The organism is Photobacterium rosenbergii (genome assembly GCF_003026455.1).
Classification (GTDB): Bacteria; Pseudomonadota; Gammaproteobacteria; order Enterobacterales; family Vibrionaceae; genus Photobacterium; species Photobacterium rosenbergii.
On record NZ_PYMB01000016.1, the window covers coordinates 59,934 to 84,957 of the forward strand.

25 protein-coding genes are annotated in these 25,024 nt (G+C 47.1%); 20 read left to right on the top strand and 5 right to left on the bottom strand.

Annotated elements, in window-relative coordinates; all coding sequences use genetic code 11:
* Window positions 1-69 precede the first annotated feature (69 nt).
* Complete coding sequence (locus C9J01_RS21535; RefSeq protein ID WP_107300202.1) at window positions 70-921, bottom strand: LysR family transcriptional regulator; 852 nt, start codon at window positions 919-921, stop codon at window positions 70-72.
* Window positions 922-1,110: 189 nt separating this feature from the next.
* Here C9J01_RS21535 and C9J01_RS21540 point away from each other — a divergent pair, with 189 nt between their 5' ends.
* The 15 genes from C9J01_RS21540 to C9J01_RS21615 all read left to right on the top strand — a co-directional run bounded on the left by C9J01_RS21540 (window position 1,111) and on the right by C9J01_RS21615 (window position 15,813).
* Complete coding sequence (locus C9J01_RS21540; protein ID WP_107300203.1) at window positions 1,111-2,271, top strand: trans-sulfuration enzyme family protein; 1,161 nt, start codon at window positions 1,111-1,113, stop codon at window positions 2,269-2,271.
* A 439-nt stretch (window positions 2,272-2,710) separates the two neighbouring features.
* Window positions 2,711-3,994, top strand: a complete 1,284-nt coding sequence (urtA, locus tag C9J01_RS21545; RefSeq protein ID WP_107300204.1) for an urea ABC transporter substrate-binding protein — start codon at window positions 2,711-2,713, stop codon at window positions 3,992-3,994.
* A gap of 129 nt (window positions 3,995-4,123) precedes the next feature.
* Window positions 4,124-5,749 (top strand): urea ABC transporter permease subunit UrtB, encoded by a 1,626-nt coding sequence (urtB, locus tag C9J01_RS21550; RefSeq protein ID WP_107300205.1) that lies wholly within the window; start codon window positions 4,124-4,126, stop codon window positions 5,747-5,749.
* Window positions 5,750-5,759: 10 nt separating this feature from the next.
* Window positions 5,760-6,938, top strand: a complete 1,179-nt coding sequence (gene urtC, locus C9J01_RS21555; RefSeq protein WP_107300206.1) for an urea ABC transporter permease subunit UrtC — start codon at window positions 5,760-5,762, stop codon at window positions 6,936-6,938.
* Complete coding sequence (gene urtD, locus C9J01_RS21560) at window positions 6,935-7,786, top strand: urea ABC transporter ATP-binding protein UrtD (protein ID WP_107300207.1); 852 nt, start codon at window positions 6,935-6,937, stop codon at window positions 7,784-7,786. The genes urtC and urtD overlap by 4 nt, the downstream gene beginning before the upstream one ends.
* Window position 7,787: 1 nt before the next feature.
* Window positions 7,788-8,483 carry an urea ABC transporter ATP-binding subunit UrtE gene (gene urtE / locus C9J01_RS21565; protein WP_107300208.1) on the top strand — a complete coding sequence of 232 codons (696 nt, stop codon included), beginning with the start codon at window positions 7,788-7,790 and terminating at the stop codon, window positions 8,481-8,483.
* Window positions 8,480-9,373: an urease accessory protein UreD gene (locus C9J01_RS21570; RefSeq protein WP_107300209.1), complete on the top strand. Its 894-nt coding sequence runs from the start codon at window positions 8,480-8,482 to the stop codon at window positions 9,371-9,373. The genes urtE and C9J01_RS21570 overlap by 4 nt, the downstream gene beginning before the upstream one ends.
* Window positions 9,374-9,391: 18 nt before the next feature.
* Window positions 9,392-9,694 (top strand): urease subunit gamma, encoded by a 303-nt coding sequence (ureA, locus tag C9J01_RS21575; protein ID WP_107300210.1) that lies wholly within the window; start codon window positions 9,392-9,394, stop codon window positions 9,692-9,694.
* Between the two features lie 43 nt (window positions 9,695-9,737).
* Window positions 9,738-10,076 carry an urease subunit beta gene (locus C9J01_RS21580; RefSeq protein ID WP_107300211.1) on the top strand — a complete coding sequence of 113 codons (339 nt, stop codon included), beginning with the start codon at window positions 9,738-9,740 and terminating at the stop codon, window positions 10,074-10,076.
* A 40-nt stretch (window positions 10,077-10,116) separates the two neighbouring features.
* The gene (gene ureC / locus C9J01_RS21585) at window positions 10,117-11,820 is read left to right on the top strand and encodes an urease subunit alpha (RefSeq protein ID WP_107300212.1); all 1,704 of its coding nucleotides are present in this window, start codon (window positions 10,117-10,119) and stop codon (window positions 11,818-11,820) included.
* Between the two features lie 63 nt (window positions 11,821-11,883).
* Window positions 11,884-12,333, top strand: a complete 450-nt coding sequence (gene ureE / locus C9J01_RS21590; RefSeq protein WP_107300213.1) for an urease accessory protein UreE — start codon at window positions 11,884-11,886, stop codon at window positions 12,331-12,333.
* Window positions 12,334-12,366: 33 nt separating this feature from the next.
* A complete protein-coding gene (locus C9J01_RS21595) occupies window positions 12,367-12,939 on the top strand; it encodes a HupE/UreJ family protein (protein ID WP_107300214.1) in 573 nt (190 codons plus the stop codon).
* A 1-nt stretch (window position 12,940) separates the two neighbouring features.
* Entirely contained in the window at window positions 12,941-13,654 is a 714-nt protein-coding gene (locus C9J01_RS21600) for an urease accessory protein UreF (RefSeq protein WP_237157036.1), read from the top strand.
* Between the two features lie 38 nt (window positions 13,655-13,692).
* Window positions 13,693-14,319, top strand: coding sequence for an urease accessory protein UreG (gene ureG / locus C9J01_RS21605; protein ID WP_107300215.1), 627 nt, complete (start codon window positions 13,693-13,695; stop codon window positions 14,317-14,319).
* A gap of 285 nt (window positions 14,320-14,604) precedes the next feature.
* Entirely contained in the window at window positions 14,605-15,813 is a 1,209-nt protein-coding gene (locus tag C9J01_RS21615) for a phosphoribosyltransferase family protein (RefSeq protein ID WP_107300217.1), read from the top strand.
* A 78-nt stretch (window positions 15,814-15,891) separates the two neighbouring features.
* Here C9J01_RS21615 and C9J01_RS21620 read toward each other — a convergent pair whose 3' ends face one another.
* On the bottom strand, window positions 15,892-17,235 hold the full coding sequence (locus C9J01_RS21620) for an amidohydrolase family protein (protein ID WP_107300218.1): 1,344 nt from the start codon (window positions 17,233-17,235) through the stop codon (window positions 15,892-15,894).
* Window positions 17,236-17,544: 309 nt separating this feature from the next.
* On the opposite strand from C9J01_RS21620, the gene C9J01_RS30070 reads away from it, so the two are divergent.
* From C9J01_RS30070 to C9J01_RS21635, 3 genes are all read left to right on the top strand, one after another.
* Window positions 17,545-18,051, top strand: coding sequence for a pilus assembly FimT family protein (locus tag C9J01_RS30070; RefSeq protein WP_107300219.1), 507 nt, complete (start codon window positions 17,545-17,547; stop codon window positions 18,049-18,051).
* A 265-nt stretch (window positions 18,052-18,316) separates the two neighbouring features.
* Entirely contained in the window at window positions 18,317-19,006 is a 690-nt protein-coding gene (locus C9J01_RS21630) for a zinc metallopeptidase (protein WP_107300220.1), read from the top strand.
* Between the two features lie 470 nt (window positions 19,007-19,476).
* Complete coding sequence (locus C9J01_RS21635) at window positions 19,477-20,226, top strand: HNH endonuclease (protein ID WP_107300221.1); 750 nt, start codon at window positions 19,477-19,479, stop codon at window positions 20,224-20,226.
* Between the two features lie 344 nt (window positions 20,227-20,570).
* Here C9J01_RS21635 and C9J01_RS21640 read toward each other — a convergent pair whose 3' ends face one another.
* Window positions 20,571-21,401, bottom strand: a complete 831-nt coding sequence (locus C9J01_RS21640) for a hypothetical protein (RefSeq protein WP_146157107.1) — start codon at window positions 21,399-21,401, stop codon at window positions 20,571-20,573.
* Window positions 21,402-21,664: 263 nt separating this feature from the next.
* Entirely contained in the window at window positions 21,665-22,822 is a 1,158-nt protein-coding gene (locus C9J01_RS21645) for a DUF819 family protein (protein ID WP_107300223.1), read from the bottom strand.
* Window positions 22,823-22,928: 106 nt separating this feature from the next.
* On the opposite strand from C9J01_RS21645, the gene C9J01_RS21650 reads away from it, so the two are divergent.
* Complete coding sequence (locus C9J01_RS21650) at window positions 22,929-23,342, top strand: OsmC family protein (RefSeq protein WP_107300224.1); 414 nt, start codon at window positions 22,929-22,931, stop codon at window positions 23,340-23,342.
* Window positions 23,343-23,439: 97 nt separating this feature from the next.
* Here C9J01_RS21650 and C9J01_RS21655 read toward each other — a convergent pair whose 3' ends face one another.
* Window positions 23,440-23,922: a ferritin family protein gene (locus C9J01_RS21655; protein WP_107300225.1), complete on the bottom strand. Its 483-nt coding sequence runs from the start codon at window positions 23,920-23,922 to the stop codon at window positions 23,440-23,442.
* Window positions 23,923-24,483: 561 nt separating this feature from the next.
* On the opposite strand from C9J01_RS21655, the gene C9J01_RS21660 reads away from it, so the two are divergent.
* A complete protein-coding gene (locus tag C9J01_RS21660) occupies window positions 24,484-24,963 on the top strand; it encodes a hypothetical protein (protein ID WP_237157037.1) in 480 nt (159 codons plus the stop codon).
* Window positions 24,964-25,024 lie beyond the last annotated feature (61 nt).

Genomic DNA, 25,024 nt, shown 5'->3' on the forward strand with positions numbered 1-25,024 from the left:
ATATAATACATCAACGAAGCTTATGCATTAATGATCAATGCATAAGCTGTGATGAGGGGGTTTGAGGTTCTACTGCTTGTGAATAAGTGTTTTGATTTGATGCTTTATGTTGTCACGTAAAGCGATATGGTTGGGATCTTTCACAGCCCTTCGGTGATAAATCATATGGATCGGCACATCGAGACAATCAATCGGCATAGGGAGCACTTTTAAACCAAGACGAGATGCCCATTTGTCGGCAAATGAACCAAACACCAATCCTAAGTGATAGGTGTCAGCGACCGATAATGCCATCGCTGCCTGGTTCGATACATCTTTACGTTCTATCCGAGGTGATAGTGGTTCCTGGGCAAATAGCTCGAGAAATTGCCTTCCTTCCCGGGTCGCTTTGTAGATGATATGCCCTTCTTGGTAAAACTGCTCCTTAGACAAAGTATCACCGGTAATTCTTGGGTGGTCAGATCGGCAAATGACCTTAATTGGTTCGCGGTGGATCAGCTCGATTTCAAAGGCACTTTCTCTATGAGTCGTGGTATCAATGACCAAGTCAACTTGCTGTGAGCGGAGTTGGTCAAAAAGCGTGGTTTGATCTAAAGGAGGCACTTTAATCGAGATGTCGCTGACTTCTTCGAAATAATGAGAAAGCGCTTCGATGCAATAGACGATATGCTCATCGGGAACTGAAAGCGCGTTGTCGATGATCTCCATACCCTGCTGAAGCTTTTCTGCGAGTGCGACAGCACGCCTTGTAGGGGCGATACTCCGACCATTCTTGACAAACAGCGGCTCGCCCACTTGCTCTTCAAGCCGGCGGATAGCCATGCTGACAGCAGGCTGGCTTACCCCCAGGCTCTCCGATGCGCGGGTGTATGATTTATTCTGGTAGACAGAGATAAAGGTACGTACCAGATTCAAATCCATAACTCATACTCTTGCTTTTGAAAAACAAGCATATAGTAACATTAGCGTGGATATTGCAGAATGGTTGTTATGCAAGAGTGCGATGAGTATAGGGCTTGCTGGAAGGTGTTGATTCAACGAGACATCAGCAACGCCTTGTTATACTGACCTTTTATGCCCAGTTACCTCAAGGTGAGACAAGGAATTCTGATGAAGAGCAAAAAGTTTGCAACCCAGGTCATCCACAGCGGTGACCAGACTGTCCAGCAAACCAACCCGATTTTCCCCCAAATTACGACTGCCAGTACGTTTGTCCAGCCTAATATTGGCGAGTTCGGCGACTTTAACTACTCCCGCTGCGATAACCCAACGCGAAGTGCTTATGAAAGTGCTTTGGCCGAGCTAGAAGGCGGTGTTTATGCCACTGCGACGGCATCGGGAATGGCGGCGACAGCACTGGCTCTTGAGCTTTTTCCTGCGGATTCCCATGCGATAGTGATGTCGAGTGTCTACGGCGGTACCCATCGTTTGTTTGAGACGCTACGCAGCCGTACTTCTGGTATGTCGTTTAGCTATGTCGATCTTAATGATCTGGCAGCGGTTGAAGCCTGTATACAATCCAATACCCAATTTATCTGGATTGAAACCCCAACCAACCCATTGCTTGAGCTGGTAGATATCGAAGCGGTTTGCCAATTGGCCAAGCAATGTGAACTGGTTTCGATTGTCGACAATACCTTCTCTACCGCGTGGAACCAACAGCCACTCGCGCTAGGGGCAGATATCGTGATGCTCTCTACCAGTAAATATATTGGCGGGCACTCAGATCTGATTGGCGGGGCGTTGATCGCTGCTGATAACACTCTGGCACAGCAACTGGATCGCTGCAAAACCACTGTCGGAGCGATTGCCTCACCGTTTGATTCCTACTTGGCGTTGCGGGGCTTGAAAACCTTGGACATCCGGATGGAAAGGCAATGCAGTAATGCCCTCAAGGTTGCGCAGTGGCTCGAGCAACAGCCGACGATTGAGCAGGTTTACTACCCTGGCCTCGAAACTCACCCTCAGCACGCGTTATGCCTAAAACAGATGCGTACTGGCGGGGCAGTGGTGTCTGTCCGTTTGAAAGGCGATGAAGAGGCAGTGAAACAGTTTGTCGGCAAGCTGCAGTTTTTCATGTTGGCGGAATCACTGGGTGGGGTAGAAAGCATGATTAACCATGCTGCTACGATGTCTCACGCAGGAGTACCGGAAGCCGAGCGGGAAAAAATGGGTATCTACTATCAGACCCTACGTTTGTCAGTCGGCATCGAGGATGCTGATGATTTAATCGCGGATCTCGAACAGGCGTTGAACAGTCACGTGGTATAACCGAGCGTAAGGTAAAACTGCCAGCTTTAAAGCCCCAACCGTAACTGCTTTTACAGTAATACGGGTGGGGCTTTTTATTAATTGTTCATAAATAGCAGCGGTTCAATTTATCTTTTGTCGATAAATCAATACAAAAATGATGGGTAATTATTACATTGTGGTCTTTTGCTCTTAAATGCATCGAAAAGGCCAATAAATTGTCTTATTTGCCCCGATTTGAAACAGTTCCAAAAGATGAATCACTGTTTTGGGGCAAGTGTGGTTTTATTGCACCAATATGCGCTTAAGGAATAGTAAGTAAAGTGTGTATCAGATTTTTGGTTGAGAGTTTAAATTAATATAATCAACATCTTACGTGCATTGGGGCAGGGCTGTTTATTTTGGCATCGTTTTTGATTGGACATTAACTGAATGTTTATTACAAACGGAGATGTTAAGTATGTCCACGATGTCCAAACTGAATCTAGCAACACTTGGTCTGAGTTTATCTCTACTCTCAGCGGCAGTATCTGCTGAAGAGACGATCAAGGTTGGGGTTCTTCATTCGCTGTCGGGCACAATGGCGATCAGTGAGACCACGCTGAAAGATACCGTCTTGATGCTGGTTGATGAGCAGAATAAAAAAGGGGGCCTGTTAGGCAAGAAACTGGAAGCGGTGGTCGTGGATCCTGCCTCGAACTGGCCACTTTTTGCTGAAAAAGCCCGAGAACTTATCGAAAAGGAAAAAGTCGATGTAGTGTTTGGTGGTTGGACGTCGGTCTCCCGTAAATCAATGCTGCCGGTGTTTGAAGAACTCAATAGTATCTTGTTCTACCCAGTGCAATATGAGGGTGAGGAATCATCCAAAAATGTCTTCTATACCGGTGCCGCTCCTAACCAGCAGGCTATCCCTGCCGTTGAATACCTGATGGACGAGTTGGATGTCGAGCGCTGGGTTCTGGCTGGCACCGATTATGTCTACCCGCGTACCACCAACAAAATCCTTGAGTCATATCTGAAAGCCAAAGGTGTCGCTGAAGAAGACATCATGATTAGTTACACCCCGTTTGGCCACTCTGACTGGCAGTCGATTGTTTCCGATATCAAGAAGTTTGGCTCTGCTGGTAAGAAAACAGCGGTAGTTTCAACTATCAACGGTGACGCTAACGTTCCATTTTACAAAGAGTTAGGTGCCCAAGGCGTCTCCTCTGAAGACATCCCTGTTGTTGCGTTCTCCGTGGGCGAAGAAGAACTATCCGGTATGGATACCTCGCCATTGGTCGGCCACCTTGCGGCCTGGAACTACTTCATGAGTGTTGATACCGAGCAGAATGAAGAGTTCATTGATGGTTGGCAGTCGTTTATCAAAAGTGAAGATCGGGTGACCAATGACCCGATGGAAGCACACTATATCGGCTTCAATATGTGGGTACAGGCAGTCAAGAACGCCGGTACGACTGATTCGGAAGCGGTACAAGATGCCCTAATCGGTATTGCTGTTCCGAACCTATCTGGTGGTTACTCGACCATGCTGCCAAACCACCATATCACCAAACCCGTGCTGATTGGTGAGATCCAAGATGATGGTCAGTTTGATGTGGTGTGGGAGACAACAGGCCTGGTGGCCGGTGATGCATGGTCTAAGTATCTTCCGGAATCTGCCAAGCTCTATTCTAGCTGGTCTAAGCCATTCTCTTGTGGAGCCTTTAACACCGAAACCAAAAAGTGTTCAGGCTCGAATTAACCCCTCATAAAGATTAAGGGCATTTGCCCTTTCCTTTATTGATAGCGCTTCAGTTTATGGCTGAAGCGCTATGTTCTGTGGGTTTTTGCCCACCTTGGAAGTCGTTAATTGCCAGTAAGGACACAAGAAATGACACCTTTAATGAAGCTCGTTAAAGCACTCATGGTCTTCTTGTTATGTACTCCCATGGCATTTGCTTCGGTCAGTTCAACGGATGATTTTGATCGGGTGCTGCTTGGGAAAAATAATAAAGACAAGGAAATAGCCATTGAGTGGCTAGTGGCCAATCAGCCAACAGAAAAGGCGAAGCCTATTCTGCGTGCGTGGTTGGAAGGGGATTTGTTTTATTACAAAGACAAGAAAAGTGAAGCTTATCAGAAGCTTTATATTATTGCCGGAAGAAACGGCAAACAGGCCGATAGCATTTGGGATGCCGAGCAACTGACGGTTTCACGCTCGCGGGACTTTGGCAAAGTGCGGGTCAATAACAGGCTGCGCAGCATGATTAGGATGCAGTTGGCATCACTTGGATTGAACTCGGCTGATCCTAGTGTCCGTCTGCAGGCTGCAAACGGTCTACTTGGACAAACCGATGATGAGATCATTGAAAGGATCACGGCCCAATTGAGTGTTGAGCAAGATCCCCAAGTTCAAGACAGGCTGCAACTCGCGCTGTCAGTCAGTGAGGCGATGGATAGCAGCGAGTCAACCCAGTCACGAATAGCGGCGGTAGAGACACTGTCTGAATACAAGCAAGCTATTGTGCTGCAAACCCTGAACAAGTTGCAGCCTCAATCGCTTGATCCAGAGCTTTCGGCCGCTGTCGAGAAAGGGCTGGATAAGTACCACCAGAGCCAGCGTTTTTACTCCGGCGTGGAAACGGTTTTCTTCGGCCTTAGCCTTGGGTCGGTGCTGGTACTTGCCGGTATCGGTCTTGCCATTACCTTTGGGGTGATGGGGGTTATCAATATGGCCCACGGTGAGCTGATCATGATTGGTGCCTACACCACCTATGTGATGCAGCAACTATTCCCTCAACAGATTGGTGTGGCGTTAATCCTGTCTATTCCAATGGCTTTCATTATCTCTGGGTTGGTAGGTATTGCCATTGAACGCAGTGTGATCAGGCACCTCTATGGCCGACCGCTGGAAACCTTATTGGCGACATTCGGGATCAGTTTGATCCTTCAGCAAGCAGTACGATCTATCTTCTCTCCCCTCAACCGCTCTGTGAGTACGCCGGACTGGATGGCAGGAGCCTGGGAGCTAAACCCCATGCTATCTCTGACCTATAACCGCCTTTACATCATTCTTTTTTGCGCCTTGGTGTTTATCGCCATGGTGATGGTGTTGAAGAAAACCCCTCTTGGCTTGCAAGTCCGGGCGGTCTCGCAAAATAGGGCGATGGCCAGGGCAATGGGGATCCGCTCCGAACGCGTCGATGCCCTGACATTTGGTCTAGGATCGGGCGTCGCGGGTGTTGCCGGAGTGGCATTGTCACAGCTTACTAATGTGGGGCCGAATATGGGCCAAGCCTACATCATCGACTCCTTTATGGTGGTGGTGTTTGGCGGGGTAGGCAACCTCTGGGGCACCTTGGTCGCCGGCTTGGGGCTGGGGCTTTTCAACAAGCTATTGGAACCTTGGGCCGGGGCAGTGCTGGCAAAAATTTTGATGCTGGTATTTATCATCCTGTTTATTCAGAAGCGTCCCCGCGGGTTATTCCCACAACGTGGCCGTGCGGCAGAGAGCTAAGGAGCGCTTGATGCAGTCTAAATCTATTATTCTCTCGGCTTTGGGGCGGGATCGGGGCGGTAAAGTCGTCCTCACACTTCTGCTCGCTGCCGTTATTCTGGTGCCGATGGCCAACCTACTATTGCCGTCTGGCCACCCGCTTCATATCGAAACCTTTACGATTTCACTGATGGGTAAATACCTCAGCTACGCCATGCTCGCCCTCGCGGTAGATCTGGTGTGGGGATATCTTGGCATCCTCAGCCTTGGGCATGGCGCCTTTTTTGCCTTGGGTGGCTACGCCATGGGGATGTACCTGATGCGCCAAATCGGTGACCGTGGTGTGTATGGTGACCCTGTTTTGCCGGACTTTATGGTGTTCCTCAATTGGTCGGAGCTACCGTGGTTCTGGTACGGCTTTGATCAATTCTGGCTTGCTTGTCTGATGGTGGTGCTGGTTCCTGGCCTATTGGCATACATTTTTGGCTATCTGGCTTTTCGCTCAAGGGTTTCTGGGGTGTATTTGTCGATCATGACCCAGGCTCTGACCTACGCCCTTATGCTGGCGTTCTTCCGCAATGAAATGGGATTCGGCGGTAACAACGGCCTGACGGACTTCAAGGACATCCTCGGTTACAGCCTGCAGCAGGATACAACCAAAATCGCATTGTTTGTCTGTACCGGCTTGGCACTGGCGGTTAGCTATATCGTGTGCCGCACGGTGGTTAGCAGCCGGTTGGGGCGTGTCGCGATGGCTATCCGAGATACTGAATCGCGCACTCGTTTCATGGGCTATGACGTCGACGGCATCAAGTTATGGGTCTTTGTGTTGTCTGCAGTAATAGCTGGGATCGCCGGGGCTTTGTATGTACCGCAAGTGGGAATTATCAACCCTGGTGAGTTCGCGCCGCTCAATTCTATCGAGGTCGTGGTTTGGGTGGCACTTGGCGGACGGGCAACGCTGTTCGGGGCCATTGTTGGTGCCTTGATTATCAATTATGCCAAAAGTTGGTTTACGGTCGAATTTCCGGAAGTGTGGCTGTTTGCCCTCGGCGGTTTGTTTGTACTTTCCACCATGTATTTCCCGAAAGGGGTGATTGGGTTTGTTTCCGACGGCATTAGCCGGTTGAGTTTCAGACAAAAGGCAGGAGATTCTGCAAAATCATCGAAAACCGAGCAAGAGTGCAATGGCAGTGAGGTGACGTCATGACTGTATTGGAAACGGCAAAAAAACTACAGACCTTTGCCCATGAAATGACGAAGCGCGATGAGGTCTTTTCGTTCCTGATCCCCGAAGAACACCCCTTAATTGATACCAAGCATAACATCTTGCTCTATGTAGAAGGGGTGAATAAAAGCTTTGATGGGTTCAAGGCGATTAACGACCTCAACTTGTACATTCGTGAGGGGGAGCTGCGCTGCATTATCGGCCCTAACGGAGCCGGTAAAACCACCATGATGGATATTATCACCGGAAAGACTAAGCCCGATTCCGGGCAGGTCTGGCTGGGTTCCAACATCAACCTGCTGACAATGAATGAGTCGCAGATCGCCAATGCCGGCGTAGGGCGGAAGTTTCAAAAGCCCACTGTGATTGAGTGCCTGAGTGTTTGGCAGAACCTTGAACTGGCGATGTCTGGTGTGCGGACCGTATGGGCAACATTTAGGGCTAAATTGACCGGCGAGCAGCAGGACAAGCTTGAGTCGGTACTGGAACTGATCAACTTGGCTGACAATGCCGCGCTGCTGGCTGGCAACTTATCCCACGGTCAAAAACAATGGCTGGAGATTGGGATGCTGCTAATGCAAAACCCCAAGTTACTGCTTGTTGATGAACCAGTGGCGGGAATGACCCATCAGGAAATGGATAAAACCTCAGAGTTGCTCAATTCGTTGGCGGGCAAGCATTCGGTAGTTGTGGTTGAGCATGATATGGACTTTGTTCGCTCGATTGCCAGTGAGGTGACAGTGCTTCACCAGGGCCATGTGTTGGCTGAAGGTACGATGGATCAAGTACAAAACCATCCTGAAGTGAAGCGGGTTTATCTGGGGGAATAGCATGTTAGAAATCAAATCACTCAACCAGTACTACGGCGAGAGCCATACATTGTGGGATGTAGATATGCAGATCCCCGAGGGTAAATGTACTGTCTTGATGGGCCGAAACGGCGTGGGTAAAACCACCTTACTCCAATGCATTATGGGGTTAGTGAGCGCTAAAAGTGGTGATATTACTTTCAATGGTCAATCGGTACTCGCCGAACCGGCGGAATCCAGACCGCGCAGGGGAATAGGCTATGTACCGCAGGGAAGGCAGATTTTCCCAATGCTGACGGTGCAGGAGAACTTGGAAATCGGCCTGCCGATCCGTGACCGGGGTGACCGCAAAATCCCTGATTTCATTTTTGATTTGTTTCCTGTCCTTAAGGAGATGCTCCACCGCCGAGGAGGCGATTTATCGGGTGGGCAGCAGCAGCAACTGGCGATCGGTCGTGCGTTGGTGGTTAATCCAAAGCTATTAATCTTGGATGAGCCGACAGAAGGGATCCAGCCAAATATCGTGCAGGAGATAGGCGATATTATCCGAATGCTGAACGAAAAAATGGGACTCACCGTTTTGATAGTCGAGCAGAAGTTGCCGTTTGCCCGCCGAGTAGGCGATCAATTCTGCATTCTTGATCGGGGACGTCATGTTGCCAGCGGACAAATGTCCGATCTCAATGACAATTTGGTCAAGGAGTACCTGACAGTATGACGGCGATTATTTCACCTGTTTTCTCCCAACCGACAGCCCACCAAATTGCCCAGCATACCCGCCATGGGTGGTTGGCTGAGCTGAGCTTGTGCTACCGCGACAGGGGCGACAAAACGGTACTCAAGCATCGGGAGCAGAAGGGCCCGCTTACGGTACAGCAGGCGCTGTATCCGGAAGGTGAGATATGCCATAGCTATCTGCTTCATCCGCCCGGAGGCGTCGCAGGTGGCGATACCCTTGATATCCGCGTCAATGTCGGCGCGGGAGCCAAGGTATTGGTAACAACGCCCGGAGCCACAAAGTTTTATCGCTCAGAAAGCCGTTTTGCTAAGCAGGCCCAGCACCTAACCGTTGAAGCGGGTGGCAGGCTGGAATGGCTACCTCAAGAGAATATCTTCTTTCCTGATGCCCATGCCCAACTCAATACCGTGATTCACCTTGAACGCGGTGCACAATTTGTGGGCTGGGAGCTGCACTGTTTTGGTCGGCCTGCACTAAATGAGTGCTTCGACAGTGGAAAACTCGTCGGAAAAACAGAGGTTTACCTTGATGAACGCCGAGTGCTAACAGAAGGTTTGAACATGTCTGGTGGTGATAAGGTGTTGATTAATATGGGGATGCAGAATTTCCCCATGATGGGGACCCTGTACTTAACCGAAATGGGGCAGGACTTCTATCAGTTGGTACAGGCTTTGCTATCTGATATTCAGGACGAATTAGGTCGCGATAAGTTGATAGTGGCGGCTACTCAACTCGAGGGGCTGGTTGTTGTCAGGGCTTTGGGGCATTGGAGCGAAAATATTTTGTCTTGCTTCACCAAGGTTTGGCAGCAAGCAAGGTCTGAGATGACCGGGGTTCTGCCTAGCCCACCTCGAATCTGGGCCACTTAGTAAAAGCGGGAGAAAGACATGGAGTTGACGCCAAGAGAGAAGGACAAGCTACTGATTTTTTGTGCCGGTATGCTGGCCAAGCAGCGCAAGGAGAGAGGGTTAAAACTTAATTACCCCGAATCCATTGCTTTTATCAGTAGTGCCATCTTGGAAGGGGCACGGGAAGGAAAAACGGTGGCTGAGTTGATGGACTATGGCCGTACCCTATTGTCGGTTGAAGATGTAATGGAAGGGGTGGCAGCGATGATCCCGGACGTACAGGTTGAGGCGACCTTTCCCGATGGCACCAAGCTGGTGACGGTACACGAGCCGATTGTGTAGCGGTCCTTTTTACTAGAAATACCCAGATTAACAAGGAGCAAAAATGGCAGGGAGTAGCGCGTTTAATACCTCCGCTTTTGTACCCGGACAAATAGAAACAGCAACCGGAGACATTGAGCTAAATGCGGGTAGGGAAACGATTACTGTTGCGGTTGAGAATCTCGGTGATAGGCCGATTCAGATTGGTTCACATTATCATTTCTTTGAAGTTAACGATGCCCTTAAGTTTGATCGGCAAGCCTGCAAAGGCTTTCGCCTGAACATCCCCGCAGGTACGGCAACGCGCTTTGAACCTGGACAATCACGTACGGTGGAGTTGGTTGAGTATGCGGGCAAGCGCGAAGTTTATGGGTTCCAAGGAAAAGTGATGGGCCAAGTCTAGCCTGTCGGCATTGTCTCTAAGAATTATACAAGGAAGAGTTATGGCAAACATTTCACGTCAGGCCTATGCCGAGATGTTTGGCCCAACGGTGGGGGATCGGGTGCGTCTTGCCGATACCGAGTTGTGGCTGGAGGTCGAAAAAGACTTCACTGTTTATGGGGATGAGGTGAAATTCGGTGGGGGCAAGGTGATCCGTGATGGAATGGGGCAGAGCCAGCGCCCAAGTGCTGAAACCCCCGATTTGGTGATCACTAATGCCATCGTGCTTGATTACTGGGGCATCGTGAAAGCCGATGTGGCGGTGAAAAATGGTCGGATATCTGGCATTGGTAAAGCTGGGAATCCAGATATTCAGCCAGGGGTAGATATCATTATTGGTCCCGGCACTGAAGTGCTGGCAGGCGAAGGTGCCATTTTAACCGCAGGGGGTATCGACTCCCATATTCATTTTATTTGTCCGCAGCAAATAGAAGAAGCATTGGCTTCTGGGGTCACCACCATGATTGGTGGCGGAACAGGCCCAGCAACTGGTACCAATGCGACCACCTGTACACCGGGGCCCTGGAATATGGCGCAGATGCTTCAAGCCTTGGATGGTTTCCCTATGAACTTTGGCTTGTTGGGCAAGGGTAATGCCAGTCAGCCTGAAGCATTGCGCGAACAGGTTGCCGCCGGAGCGGTAGGTCTCAAGCTTCATGAAGACTGGGGCACGACGCCAGCATCGATTGATACCTGTTTGTCGGTTGCCGATGAGATGGATGTGCAGGTCGCTATTCATACCGACACCCTCAATGAGTCAGGCTTTGTTGAGTCTACCTTGGCAGCGATTGGCGATAGGGTGATCCACACGTATCACACAGAGGGAGCGGGTGGCGGTCACGCCCCAGATATTATCCGTGCTGCCGGGGAATCAAATGTCTTGCCGTCATCGACCAATCCGACCCGCCCTTATACGGTGAATACGGTTGATGAGCACCTAGATATGTTGATGGTGTGCCATCACCTTTCACCGGCTATTGCTGAAGATGTTGCTTTTGCCGAGTCCCGTATCCGGCGGGAAACCATTGCCGCAGAGGATATTCTGCACGATTTAGGCGCGTTCTCGATGATCGCATCGGACTCTCAGGCCATGGGGCGAGTAGGTGAAGTGATAACCCGAACATGGCAAACAGCCCATAAGATGAAGGTCCAGCGCGGCAGTTTGGCTGAAGATTCCAGCTTCAGCGATAACTTTCGCCTAAAGCGTTATGTTGCCAAGTACACCATTAATCCTGCTATCACCCACGGGATGGGGCATGAAATAGGCTCAATTGAAGTGGGTAAGCTGGCAGATTTGGTGTTGTGGAAGCCGGCCTTCTTTGGAGTGAAGCCAAGTGTTGTTGTCAAAGGCGGCATGATAGCCATGGCCCCGATGGGGGATCCAAATGCCTCTATTCCTACCCCGCAACCGGTCCACTATCGTGCGATGTTTGGCAGTTACGGAAAAGCTGCCATGAATACCTCGATGTTATTTGTCTCGGCGACTGCCAAAGAGGCAGGCGTTGCTGAGCAACTCCAGCTAGGTAGTCAGATTGGCGTTGCCAAAGACTGCCGAACTATCAGCAAGGCCGATATGAAGCTCAATGATTGGCAGCCCCGTATTGAAGTGGATTCCCAGACCTATCAGGTTCGTGCTGATGGCGAACTTTTGGTGTGTGAACCGGCAGAGGTACTGCCAATGGCCCAGCGCTACTTTTTGTTTTGATTCATGTGGTTCAAATAAAAGCTGTTTAATAAAAGCGATTTAATAAAAGCAAAGGAAATGTAAATGATTGAGTTGGTTGAAGTGACTGAGAAGGCAACATCGCAGCCCGATGCGTATTTGAGCTTGCCAATAGACAGCCGGATCAAAAGCCGGTTGAAGGTGGTATTGGATGACGGCCGTGATGCGGGCTTATTTTTGCCAAGGGGCCACATACTTCGTGGGGGCGAGCAACTCAAAAGCCGTTGTGGCGAGGTTGTTGAGATCAAGGCCGCTAGCGAGCAGGTATCGACAGTCTATTGTGATGATCGCCACTTGCTGATGCGCGTTGCCTACCACTTGGGTAACCGCCATGTCCCGCTTCAGGTAGAAGCAGACTGGGTGCGTTACCAACACGATCATGTTTTGGACGAGATGGTGGTTGGGCTGGGTGCTCAGGTAACTGTTGAAAATGCACCGATTGAACCAGAAGGCGGGGCTTACGGCGGGCGCTCTGGCGGGCACCATCATCACTAGAAAGAAAGCTTTTTTTTGTACAAGGATATGACAATGAAATCATCTAAAATTTTCTCTCTTATCGCTGTTGTGGGGATGACTCTTCCTACTTTCGCACATGCTCACCCTGGCCATGAGCACTCTTCATTTTTTAGCGGCCTTGTCCACCCGATCACAGGTGTCGACCACCTGATTATGCTGCTCGCATTTGGCGCATTAGCTTTCTTCACGGTTAAGAAAACGACCACCCAATTAAGCTTATTGGCTGCTGCGCTAGTTGCCATGGTAGGTGGCGTGGCGGCAGGGTTAAGTTTTGGCGAATTAAGCGGTATTGAAGGAGCGATTGCGGCTTCGTTATTGGTGGTCAGCGCAGCCCTTTGGCAGGTGTTTACGGCCAGTAAGCAGGTAAAAAGCATTGCGGTGGCCGTCTGTGTTGCCCTTATCTTCTGCCATGGTTACGCACATGGCGTTGAGGCAACAGGCAATGTCTCTATGTTTGCGGTTGCGATGGCGATTTCAGCATCAGCACTGATGCTGCTGGGCAATAGGCTCGCCGCTTTTGCTTCCAGCCGCTGGATCTCTGCAGGTGTCGCTTCTGCCAGCCTAGTTTATTTGCTGGTGGCTTGATATGGCGACCGAGGCGATGGGGGTCAACGAAGTAGGCTCAGGTGATAGCCAGTTTGCAACCTACCGTTTGTTTCAACTAATCAGCCCCTCATTGCCTATCGGTGGCTTCACCTATTCGCAAGGGCTGGAATGGGCTGTTGAGGCTGGCTGGATTAAAGACAGGGCAACCATGGTCCTTTGGCTGGAGAACCAGCTGCGTTATAGCGTGGCAACACTCGAGCTGCCGTTGATTGATAGGTTTTATCAAGCCATTGAAGCTCGCGATCTGCCTAGGATTGAAGAATTGAGTAACTTGCTTTGTTCAAGCCGTGAGACCAAAGAACTTCGGGCCGAAGAGACCCAGCGGGGCAAAGCGCTCAATGTTTTGCTCAAGCAACTGGATATCCCCGTGGACGAGTATCTAGCTAGCAACGCTGACCCTAACCAGCTAGTCGGACTGTGTGTTGCTGGCTACCTGTGGGGAATAAGCCCGCAAGCGATGAAGCAGGGTTACCTTTGGAGCTGGGCCGAAAACTTGGTGATGGCGGGAGTGAAGCTTGTGCCCTTGGGCCAAACAGATGGACAGCGGGCATTGGTAGAGCTGACTCATTTATTCCCTGAAATGGAGGCAATCTCAGCCCAGATTGATGAGGCCATGTTGGGGAGTTTTACCCCTGTGGTGTCCTTAGCCAGCAGCTTGCATGAAACACAATATACCCGTTTGTTCCGTTCTTAAGCCGAAGGGCTAGAGAGTATTAGAAAATAAGGATTGTTATGGAAACATATAAGCAGCCGCTTCGAGTCGGAATTGGTGGCCCTGTAGGGTCTGGTAAAACTGCGTTACTTGAGGTGTTGTGTAAAGCGATTCGCGATAAGTTGAACATCGCAGTGGTAACTAACGATATCTACACCCAGGAAGATGCCAAGATCCTGACCCGTGCAGAGGCGCTTGATCCGGACCGGATCATTGGTGTTGAAACCGGCGGGTGCCCGCATACCGCAATTCGTGAAGATGCCTCTATGAACTTGGCGGCGGTTGAAGAGTTGGCAAAACGCCACCAGAACTTGGATGTGGTCTTTGTCGAAAGCGGTGGTGATAACTTGAGTGCGACGTTCAGCCCAGAATTAGCTGATCTCACCATTTATGTCATTGATGTCGCCGAAGGTGAAAAGATCCCGCGCAAAGGTGGCCCCGGCATTACTCGCTCGGATCTGTTGGTGATCAATAAGATTGACCTTGCCCCATATGTTGGCGCTTCCCTTGAGGTGATGGAGCAAGATACCAAACGGATGCGACCAACCCGCCCTTATGTCTTTACCAACCTTAAAGAGAGCAAAGGGCTGGATACCATTATTGATTTCATTATTACCGAGGGGATGCTGACGCCAAAGGCGGATTAAGCTGAGCCTTTTGCAAGGGTGGCTTACAGATATTAGCCACCTTTGCTATTTGCCATCCTTTCTAATCACTTCTGATTTTACTCGACCCAATCTATTAATCTGCTCTCTTATACCGTGATGTCATAACTATTTTTTGCTTTAGTTGTTGATTCATCGCTTGGTTTCAATGCATTGGCCGCCAATCTTTGCAGCCTTTTGTTCAAAATGGCGGTTAGCTCTGTCGTTTTGTTCATTCTGTAATAGAATACACGCAACCAACTCTCTTTCTTACTGATAAGGAATGCCATGAGCAGCCAGAATGTACAATCAGATGATGTAGTGATTGTCAGTAACTCCTCAGACAACCCTTTTGCGATCGATGTTGCATATGCAATGGGTCAGGATGAAGATATCTCCGATGTAATCAGCATGAAGCACTTCATGAACTCCGAGTTTTGCCCCCGCTTTATCTCGGATGAAAACGATATGGAGAATATCGGCAATAGCTTAGACGGCAAGACTGTTGTTATTGTAAGTACCGGTAATTTGGTTACAAGCCGACAGGAATTGGCTATGCACAACCTCATCATCGCACGAGCCGCTAAAGAAAATGGTGCAAGTCGCGTGGTATTGGTTGAGCCCGATCTATTTTTCTCAGCCCAGGATCGCGGCCCTCGCGCTGACTTGGGTGATACCAGCACAGAGCGAGATGTGTCCGACATCAAGAAGTTTGATGGCCAACCTTTTACCTCTAAGCTCTACGCACAGATGCTCAAGCTGGCTGGTGTTGATGATGTCGTGACGGTGCATAACCATTCTGTTTCGGTACAGAAGATGTTTAGCGAAGTGTTCGGTGGCCGTTTCTTCAATCTCATTCCTTATAAGATTTACGCACACTACTTGTTGAACTCAAATATCTTGAGTTACGGACCTGAAGGTGAGGGGCTTGTTCTTTGTGCTCCAGACAAAGGTGCTCGCGACTTCGTAAAAGAGATGTACAACACACTTGGTTTGACCAAGGCTAAGTTCATCATGTTGGACAAAGAGCGTACTGCTGAACGCAAGGTAGAAATCACTCTGCACGCAGAAAGTGAAGATACCTTCGAAGGTCTGGACAACCCGAGTATTGTGCTATTTGACGATATGGTACGTACTGGCTCCACAGTCGTTAAATCTTGTCAGTTCCTTCAACAGTTAAAGCCTGAGCGCATGGTATTCACCGTCTCACACTTCTACGCAAGTACCGAGGGCCGTGAGCGTATGTCTGACCCTGCTCTGGGTGAGATTCTGACGCTGAACACAATGCCAACTATCCTGAACCGTGATGAGCAAGGCCGCTTGCGCAAGAAAATGGTTGTACTGAAAATTGAGAAATTTTTGGCTCAAGAGTTGTGCAAGATCCTGAACTTACCACAGCGATCTGAAGAGACTAACCCTTACAAGATTGACATGTCATCGAAGAACCCTCGCTTCCAGCGTAAAATTTGGTTCTCTGATCAATTGTCCGAGCTGTAATCGTTTTATCTCTGACCTCAAAGGCAAAAAGCGGTTCAATAACTGAGCCGCTTTTTGCGATAGCAATAACTGCTAAATTTAACTGTTGGTATTACCTTTTTTCAGCAACTGGACCGTTTTTTCGTTACGCTCCAATAGGGCATGGAAGTCCTTCTCACTGATTGGTAATTGGCCTTTATCTTTGAGTATGTTGCCTTCAACCACTACATACTCGACATTGACCGGTTCTGCATTGAAAGCAATCTGAGCCAGTTCATCATGGTTGACGCCCATATTGGTAGTTGCAGGGTTAAGGATGATTAAATCAGCCCGTTTCCCTACAGCCAGCGAGCCAATCTTCTCTTCCATTCCTATCACTTTAGCGCCACCCATTGTTGATAGATACAATACATCTTCTACTGTCGGGAACACCGATGGGTCTTGATGATATGCGCGCTGTAGGCCGATGGCTGCTTTCATCAAGGCAAAGTAATTTGAGTTATCGGATGTTCCACCATCCAATCCCATACCGATATCGATACCGGCCTTGTACATTTTCTCAACTGGGGCGACCCCTGAGGCCAAACGCATATTACTCAAGGCATTGTAACTGACCTTGGCCCCGGTTTTTGCCATCATGTCTATTTCTTCATCATTGACATCAACCACATGGTTCAGAACCAAGCGTACATCCGTTGCATTGGTGTTTATCAATGTTGCAGTCTGCTCATCTAATCGATCTTTTTTGTTTTCCGCATAATGGAAGTTCAGTGTGGTTTCCATTTCCTTTGCCATATCAACGGCATTCTGCACAGTATCTTGCATGTAGCCAGCAGGGTGTGAAGCCAGATGGAATGTACCGAGAGTATCCTTGTCTACCTGCGCTTTAGTCACTTTTGCGTGGGCATTATTGAGCGGATTCAAATTGTAGGTATACACATAACGCATCCCCGAGTCCTGCAATGCCTGTACATTACCTTCAACAAACTTGGCATTGTAGGCATGTGACCAATCAACAACCGTTGTGACACCGGTATTAATGAGATCTAAGGTACTCAAAGTCACGGCATCATAGGCTTGTTGGTAATTAAACGAGATAGGAAAAACACAAGGAGGTAGCCAATCTTTCACATTTTTGTCGATACCGCACCCTCTGATGGTCGATTGCCACAAATGGTTATGAACATCGATAAGCCCCGGCATCACTATTTTTCCACTGGCATTAACAACTGTTGCATTGTCAGCGACTAAATTTTTGCCAATGGCTTTGATTTGGCCATCCTCAACCAGAATATCTTTTTCATAGAGCCTTCCCGTCAGGTCTTTATCGGTCGATTCCATCGAAATAATCAGAGAGGCGTCTTTGATCAATAAAGGTGCGCTGTTTACCATCATTGGTGCACATAGCAACGCAGCGATTGTGGTTTTTTTATATTTTCTCATTATTGTGTTCTCAATTTGGGCGAAAACATCAATAGAGCAAGAGTTGTGCCATAAGAGAATGAAAAATAGTGCTTTTACTATAAGTTGTCAGAGCTATAAGTCATTTAATAAGTCTCTTTAGAACGCACTAACAGCAGCAAAATGCCTAGCTAAACTTACACTTGTTTCAAAATGTTAATATTCTACAAAGGCATACATTAAACAGGTGGATGCCATCTGGCAAAATCATAAGCAACCCATATAATTCAGCGGCGCAATAACAATGCATATAGTAGCATATCGTTGACTGTTTTTTTATAGGGATTATTTATGAGGCATCTTTCGCGTGGTTTTACATTAATCGAGATGATCATTGTGATCGTCGTTCTGGGCATTATTGCAGTCACTGCAGTTCCGCGCTTTTTAAATATATCGTCAGACTCCCGCATAGCGGCACTTGACGGCTTTGTTGCCGCATTCAGGGCGGCTGATGAAATGGTAAGATCCAAGGCCATAATGCATGGTATGGAATATACCTTGGAAAGAACGCAGATCCCTGGAACCGACTTGTATGTCATTTTTGGTCATATGAACCTGAAGAAAGAAGATGTGGAAAAGGCGATGGACGTTAGTGGTTATAGCCTGCTTTCTGTTACAGATAACAGCCTATTTGTCTCACTTAGGGATGACATCAAGTCGAGTGAAGACTTAAGTAAGCTTTCCAAGCATGGATGTTACCTGTTCATTAAGTTGCCAAGGCCACATAATAATGAAGATGGGGATATTACAGGTAACTTGCTAGATCATGAAATCACAAAAATATATGACGGCTGCTGATGATGTTTTTCCCAAGTTAGCTATTAGATAGCATGGTGGGATTAACCGCTGGACATGTCAGCGTGTCATGAATCTGATACACAGTCGGAGTACCGAGATCGAAACTGAAAGCCTCCTTTTTGCTTAGATCTGATGAGTTAGGGTAAGTATACTAACTCATTTTGTCCATCTTCGAGTCCAGCCTATTGTCGGCAAGCATCTGCTGCTCATTTCTATGCGTATAATATTTAGTAGTTAAACAATTGCTCATGGCATACTGATTTAAATGTTCTGGATAGTCATATTACTCATAATCGCGATATGCGTCTTCCTGCCTAGCCTGTGGGTCAAGCATGTGATGGAAAAGTACAGTCAGCCGGCTGATCGCTATCTCAAGCAGGGTAGTGGTAGTGAACTTGCTCGCCATCTTTTGGATAGCTTCGGTTTGAGTAACGTCGAGGTAGAGGAAACCTCTGCCGGTGATCACTATGATCCGGTCGCCAAGGCTGTACGTCTGACGCCGGAAAACTATTCAGGCTATTCGCTGACGGCAGTGACTGTGGCCGCCCATGAAGTGGGGCATGCCATTCAGGATTCACGTGGAGAGTCCTTGTTTCTGGCGCGGCAGAAACTCGTTAAGACTGCCATGGTCGGCGAGCGTATTGCCGGAATGATGCTATTGGCTGCTCCGCTAGTTCTAATGCTAACCCGCCTGCCGCAAGCGGGAGCGATAACGATAATGATTGGTATTGTTTCAATGGCACTAAGTACTCTGGTGCATCTGGTGACTCTTCCGGTTGAGTTCGATGCTAGCTATGGCAAGGCTCTGCCGATCCTGCAGAGAGGCGGCTACCTGTACGATGGTGATCTGGAGCATGCAGAGAAAATTCTCAAGGCGGCGGCGCTGACCTATGTCGCCGCCTCGCTGACAAGCTTGTTAAATTTGGGGCGATGGATCGCGGTGCTCCGTCGGTAAAGGCTACTTGATGCCTGAGGTTTAGCGAGTGCTATGTCATTGAGCTGGAGCGGTATCAACTCGGCGCCTGAGTCAGCCTGTCCATCGGATTAGCTACAGTTTCCTGATATAGGTCGCGACGTACTAACCATTCGCTCTAGGGAACACCCAAAAGCCTCGTAGCGCTCGACACAACTTTTTGTGCCGCCCTTGAGCTCAAGCGTTACTTTTCCATGCTTCCTATTATCCGTAATCTTTTAAATTACTAAAATATCTAACTCAGATTTGTCCAATTTCAAGTCAGTGTACTTTGGGATCAAATTAGTAAGGATAGCAATTTGCCATATTTTTCCTAATTATCATCGAACCTAGATAATTGGTTTTCACTGGAGTTGATGGACATCTATTATTTCGTGAGGAATAGTTGAGTTTTCTTTGCTAGAGTTGAGTAGTTTGCAAAGCTTAAGTGTTACTGGTGTTGGAAACTATCGATGAGTAGAAAGAAATTTATCCTATCGCACGGAGCGACATGCAAAAACTGGACATGGAGTTGGTCTTTCATAAATGATGAACAAAAAATCATCATTTTTGGTGCGTGGGATCGATATACAGATGGGAATACAACGCTAATCTTAAGTGAAGATTGGAGTATTGATACTCGTGGTAAAAAAGCTCTTGGATACGATCAGTCAAGAGAGCATATAAGGCTAATTGAAGAAGAAGGTTATCAATTGATGACTTTCCCGTTAATCTACTCCAACTCAAACCGAGATAAGGCTGGTATTGGGCCAGCAAAAATTAAAGGGTTTGAGAAAACGTTAACTAAAAAAAGTCTTACACATATTGCTGGTTGTTGGTATGCCACTGACTCCGTAATTAAAGATACTTTACCTGAAGAAGTTATAGAACCGAATGAATATTTGGAAGGTGTGTCAAAGACGATATTCGTAAACTCTTTTGAACGAAATGCAAAAGCAAGAGCCGCTTGCATAGCTTACCATGGCTCAACCTGCAAAGTATGTGACTTCGACTTTAAGGAAATATATGGGGATATAGGGGAGGGTTTTATACACGTTCACCATCTAGTTCCTCTTGCAGATATTCAAAAAGAATATATTGTCGATCCAATTAATGACCTTGTACCAGTGTGCCCAAACTGTCATGCGATGATCCATAGAACCCAACCACCGCTAACTATTTCGCAACTGAGAAAACACATCGAGTTGAGCAGTGGTATTTAGGCTAGGTGGAGGGGGAAAACTGTCTTTTCGTTTAAGGGTAGAAGTGACTTAGTTCAAGTAATTTAGACCGTTATGTCCAGAACCTTCACAGTTGATACTTCGTAACACAGAGTTCCCCCTTTGTTAGTTAAACGTCCCGCCAGAACACGTGCTCACCTAGTCATTCAGTCGTATCTCCAAGAGACAAACTTGGACGCCCCTTTATATCTCAAGTCAGAAATTATACTAACCAGTAATGCCTAGGCGTCCGTATAAGAAGTTATATCAATCTACATCAATAACAAAGATTGCTGTTTATCTGAATGTGGGTAGAAATGCTCACTTAGTTATTTGGAAATTTATCATTAGTTCATGGATGACGTGATTTTATAACCGTCCCATTTTAGAATACAAAGTTGCCATTCATATGCAGATGACCAACGGGCATGCGGTGTGAAACCGGAAGGTACAATAGTGGTGTTTTTCCCAACAGTTACGTTATCTAAATATACTAAGATTTCACTTTTAGGTCTGTTTACGTCTTGAATAATACCACTATAAAAATAACCTTTATCTTCACGGCAAACGCGTTGCCCTGAGGACTCAAGTATGACTTGGCCATTTCTTTCTACCTTTTTAAACATGGCGTCATTTTTTGCTTGAGTAATTTCCCTTTGAGTTTTAAGTTCTTCGTCTGTGCGGTAACCTTTAGCTTTCGTAAATTTTTTCCAATTTTCGGCATTTGCTTTAGATGGCGGTTCATAAGTTATTAATCCAATATCGGTGAAACCACCAGATCGTGGGCCACAATTTGCTTCTGGTTCGTGTAGTCTTCCATTACCAACTTTGTAACCAAATAACGGTATATCTTCGTTTTCACTTACGCACCAATTGATGTCCGATCTTTTTACTATGCCATTACGTTGATTACATCGTTTAGAAAAAATATATCTTATATGCTCACGGTTGTATTCATCACTATTTACACACCAGTACATGTTGAACTCTCGCGCATAATCACTATCGATGATTGGTGACTTCAAGCGGTATAATGAAATTAAACCAGCTTCGGTACTATGCCATGTGTATTCAGCCAATTCAGCGATAGTAGAACTGTCGGAAATCTTGTGTTGAGGTGAGGTAGTGCATGAAGTTAAGACCGCAATTAGCATCAATGCTAGTGTTGTTTTTTCCATAAATTTAGCCCATCAGTCGACATTTCTGACAATATTAATACATATGCATAGCGATGCCTATAATTTGTTCGATAAATGGATCTGTATCTAAGTAATATTGGCTCAAGGATGCTATCTAGCTGATTTCGAACTTTTACTCTAAGAAGATTCTGTCCAAAATTGAGTTAAGGTAACTAGCCCTTTTCATGTACTCATCTGCCCTACAGACGTAAGAAAGGGCCTGAAATACGCATACTTCAGGCCCCTGGTGGATAGTTGAGTGACTAGCTCATCAACACAATGACTTCACTAACTGTTAAGCCGACAAATGAACCTATCATTGAGCCAATCAGTGCCATGATTACCGCAACAGGTACCAGGTTTTTATCATAAGCGGCGGCGACGACGGCGGCAGAAGGAGCGCTGCCGATATTGGCAATAGAGGCCAACCCAATCAGGTGCAGGTTCATCTTCATCATCCGACCGATTATGAGCATCAAAACACCGTGTACGGCCAGGATCATAAAGCCGGACATGATATACATCGGCGCTTGGCCAATGGCGCTCAAGTTAACTTCAGCCCCGATCAGAGCTACAACGACATATAGCATAACCCCGGAAACTTCATTGGCTCCGGCCATTTTGCCGAGCGCGGTCGGTGCGGCAAGGATACCCAGCAATGAGGAAATAATTATTGCCCAAATCATTGGGTTCAAAAGCCCCATAGAGGCAATTGCTTGGCCGAGGTGACGGCTAATAGAAGAGATAACCAAAGCAACACCGAGCATGAGCAGGATAGCCTGCAGGTCGGGTTTTTCTTTCTTCTCTAGTGAGCCGAGCTTCGATAGGATTTCATCCAGCCCGTTGTCATTTGCTTTTAATACCCCGTTGAAGCGCTCCTTCATTGGCTTTAGTGCCACTATCATGATCAACCAGACGGTATAACATAGTGCTCCCATAAGCAGGGTGTAGGCCATGGCTGAGTCAGTGACTGATAGCGCCTCTTTAACTGCCACGAAGTTCTGGGTACCACCGGTCCAGCCGGCTGACATGACACCGAAAGTAAGTGGGGTTTCATCACTCAAGAAGCCGCCCATTAAGCTATGCACTACTATAAAGCCAGCCATGATACTGGCGGTTGAGGCGAGGAAAAGAATAATTAAACGCGCCCCGAGTTTGCGAATCACGCTAAGGTTAAAGCTGAGTGACATGAGAAATAGCATGGCCGGAATGGCATTGTCTCGCACGGTTGCCCGAGCCGTTTTCACCTCGGGGGTCATCTCCCACATGCCAAAGGTGTAAAGGGCCATTGAGCCGAACATAACAAGGACAATACTGGGGAACCATTTGAACAACTGGCTGGGGTATCTCTGCTCTAACCAGACGAGTAAACCGCATAAGCCGAACATCACGGCAATAAAATCGAATCCTTCTGTGATCATGATCTTCCTTTGATATAGAGTGTTGAATTAATTGACGATAATTGGTATTTGTAAGACAAAATTTAATTTATTTATATCACTGTTAATTCAATAGGGAAATATACAAATGAAGATTGAAACTCGTTGGGTACACGGAAAGTGTTTTGTTAGCACTGTGGAGCAGGGCCATGCAGTAATTACCGATGCCCCAACCCAATTTGGTGGGACCGATAGCGCGCAAACACCAATGGAGTTGATGTTGAGTGCGGCGGCGAGTTGTGCATCGATTGACGTAACCAGCATTATGGCCAAACAGCGTCAGCCGCTTGATAGTTGCCGTGTTGTTGTTAGTGCCGAGCAAGCGCCGACTCCACCGAAGGTGTTTACCAAACTGCACTTTGAATTTGAAATGTCGGGCAGTGGTTTAACGGATAAAGCGATAGAGAAAGCCATCGAGATGACGTTTGAAACGCATTGTTCAGTGTCTATCATGATCGCCCGATCTGGTGCTGAGTTGAGTTGGGAATACAAGGTGCTATAAGGAAGGTGCGGTTGTAGATACATCCCCCCTCAACGACAGCAAAAGCAATAGTTGAAGCTGCAACCATTGCTTTTAAATTTCCTTTAACTACCTAGCATTATGCAGTGGCAGTGATGGAGTCATATTGCTTAGTGAGGATATCAATGTGGCGCAGTTCTTCATGGATCAACTCATCAATGCGACCTTTGCCAAAAGCTTCTGAAACGAATTTCTTCATGCCAGAGTAAAACACTATGGTGTCCTTCTCGATCATAATGGCATTGAGAAGAATCTCTTTCATATTGGTAAAATCAACATTTTTCTTGACGATGTTTTGCATTCTGGCAAATGAACGACAGTAGTCTTCAGCTTCGTTGTTAGGGTCGAATGTCAGTTCGGTTTTTTCTTGAACAGAGAGTTTCTCTCGCATTTCTGAAAATAGGTTTTGATGTTCAACCTCAAAGCTAGCCAGTTTTTTCAAAAATGCTTTATCTTCATCTTTTGGTGTTTCTTCTGCAGCTTTCAGATAAAATTTGTAAGCCTCGATTTCTATTTGTTCTGCCATGATGAAGATTTCATTGGCATTAAATTCTTGGTTCATAGTTTGGCCTCTTTACATGGTTTTTATATAGCATCGTTCATTTACATAAAATAATACGCTGCTTTGTTTAGGATAAACAAGGAGGCTAAAGCTATTTTGAGTGATCATTATTTCAAAGTTATTGTCCATAAATATAGCCGATAAACCACTAAAACTGTCGTTTTTAACAAGGTGTAAACCAAATTTATTTCTGATGATTACAATTTAATTTATTGACACTGTTTGACCCTATGAATTGTAAATATAACAAGTTCAGGGTTTGTTATTTGTAAAAATATAAAGCGAAAAGATATTTGATGATTTTTCTTTTATTAAAATGACTTTTGTTGCTTTGATATGTCTGAGTGATAAATAAAAATATTATATGTGTGCTTTGTATCGAACTTGCCTATTTGTTTTTCTTGCTCGAAAAGTGGAATGGTTCGATGTCGCGCGCTTTGGGTTGCTCCTCCAGTACCTTTTTGAGCATGAGGTCAAGATAATTGCAGGTACAACAATTGCAATTGCAATTGTTGTTTTGTAAGGTTAGCTACAACACACATAGTGACTCAGGAAGCCAAGATGAATACCCAAGCGCAAATGACAAAACCTGCAAACCGACAGACACTGGCATGGGTTCACCGTCTTGCTGGTGGTTTGGCCTTTTTGCTGATTGTGACTTTTTTTACCACCAGTGTGGTCGTTGATTTAATTGGCGACAGTGTTCATATCGCGGCAGTGAAACAAGCCATCCTTTATGGGGTGGGGGGGCTTATCCCTGCGATGATGGCTACGGGGATCTCTGCGGCGAAACTATATCCTGGCAAAGCGAAAGGGGCATTGGCGACCAAGCAGCTAAGAATGAAGCTAGCGGCTGCTAACGGAGCTCTAATTTTGCTGCCTGCTGCGGTTGTGCTGGCACAATGGTCGGCAGCCGGTCAGTTTGATGTTTGGTATTGGCGGTTGCAGGGACTTGAATTGATTGCCGGTGCAGCGAATGCAACCTTACTGGGTCTGAATATCCGTGATGGGGTCAGAATGGCGAAAAAGAAACGAGTTTAATAGCTGAAGTCTATCTTTTTTACTGCAAGGCTGTTAGTGTCGCATCCCTTGCGGTAACGGG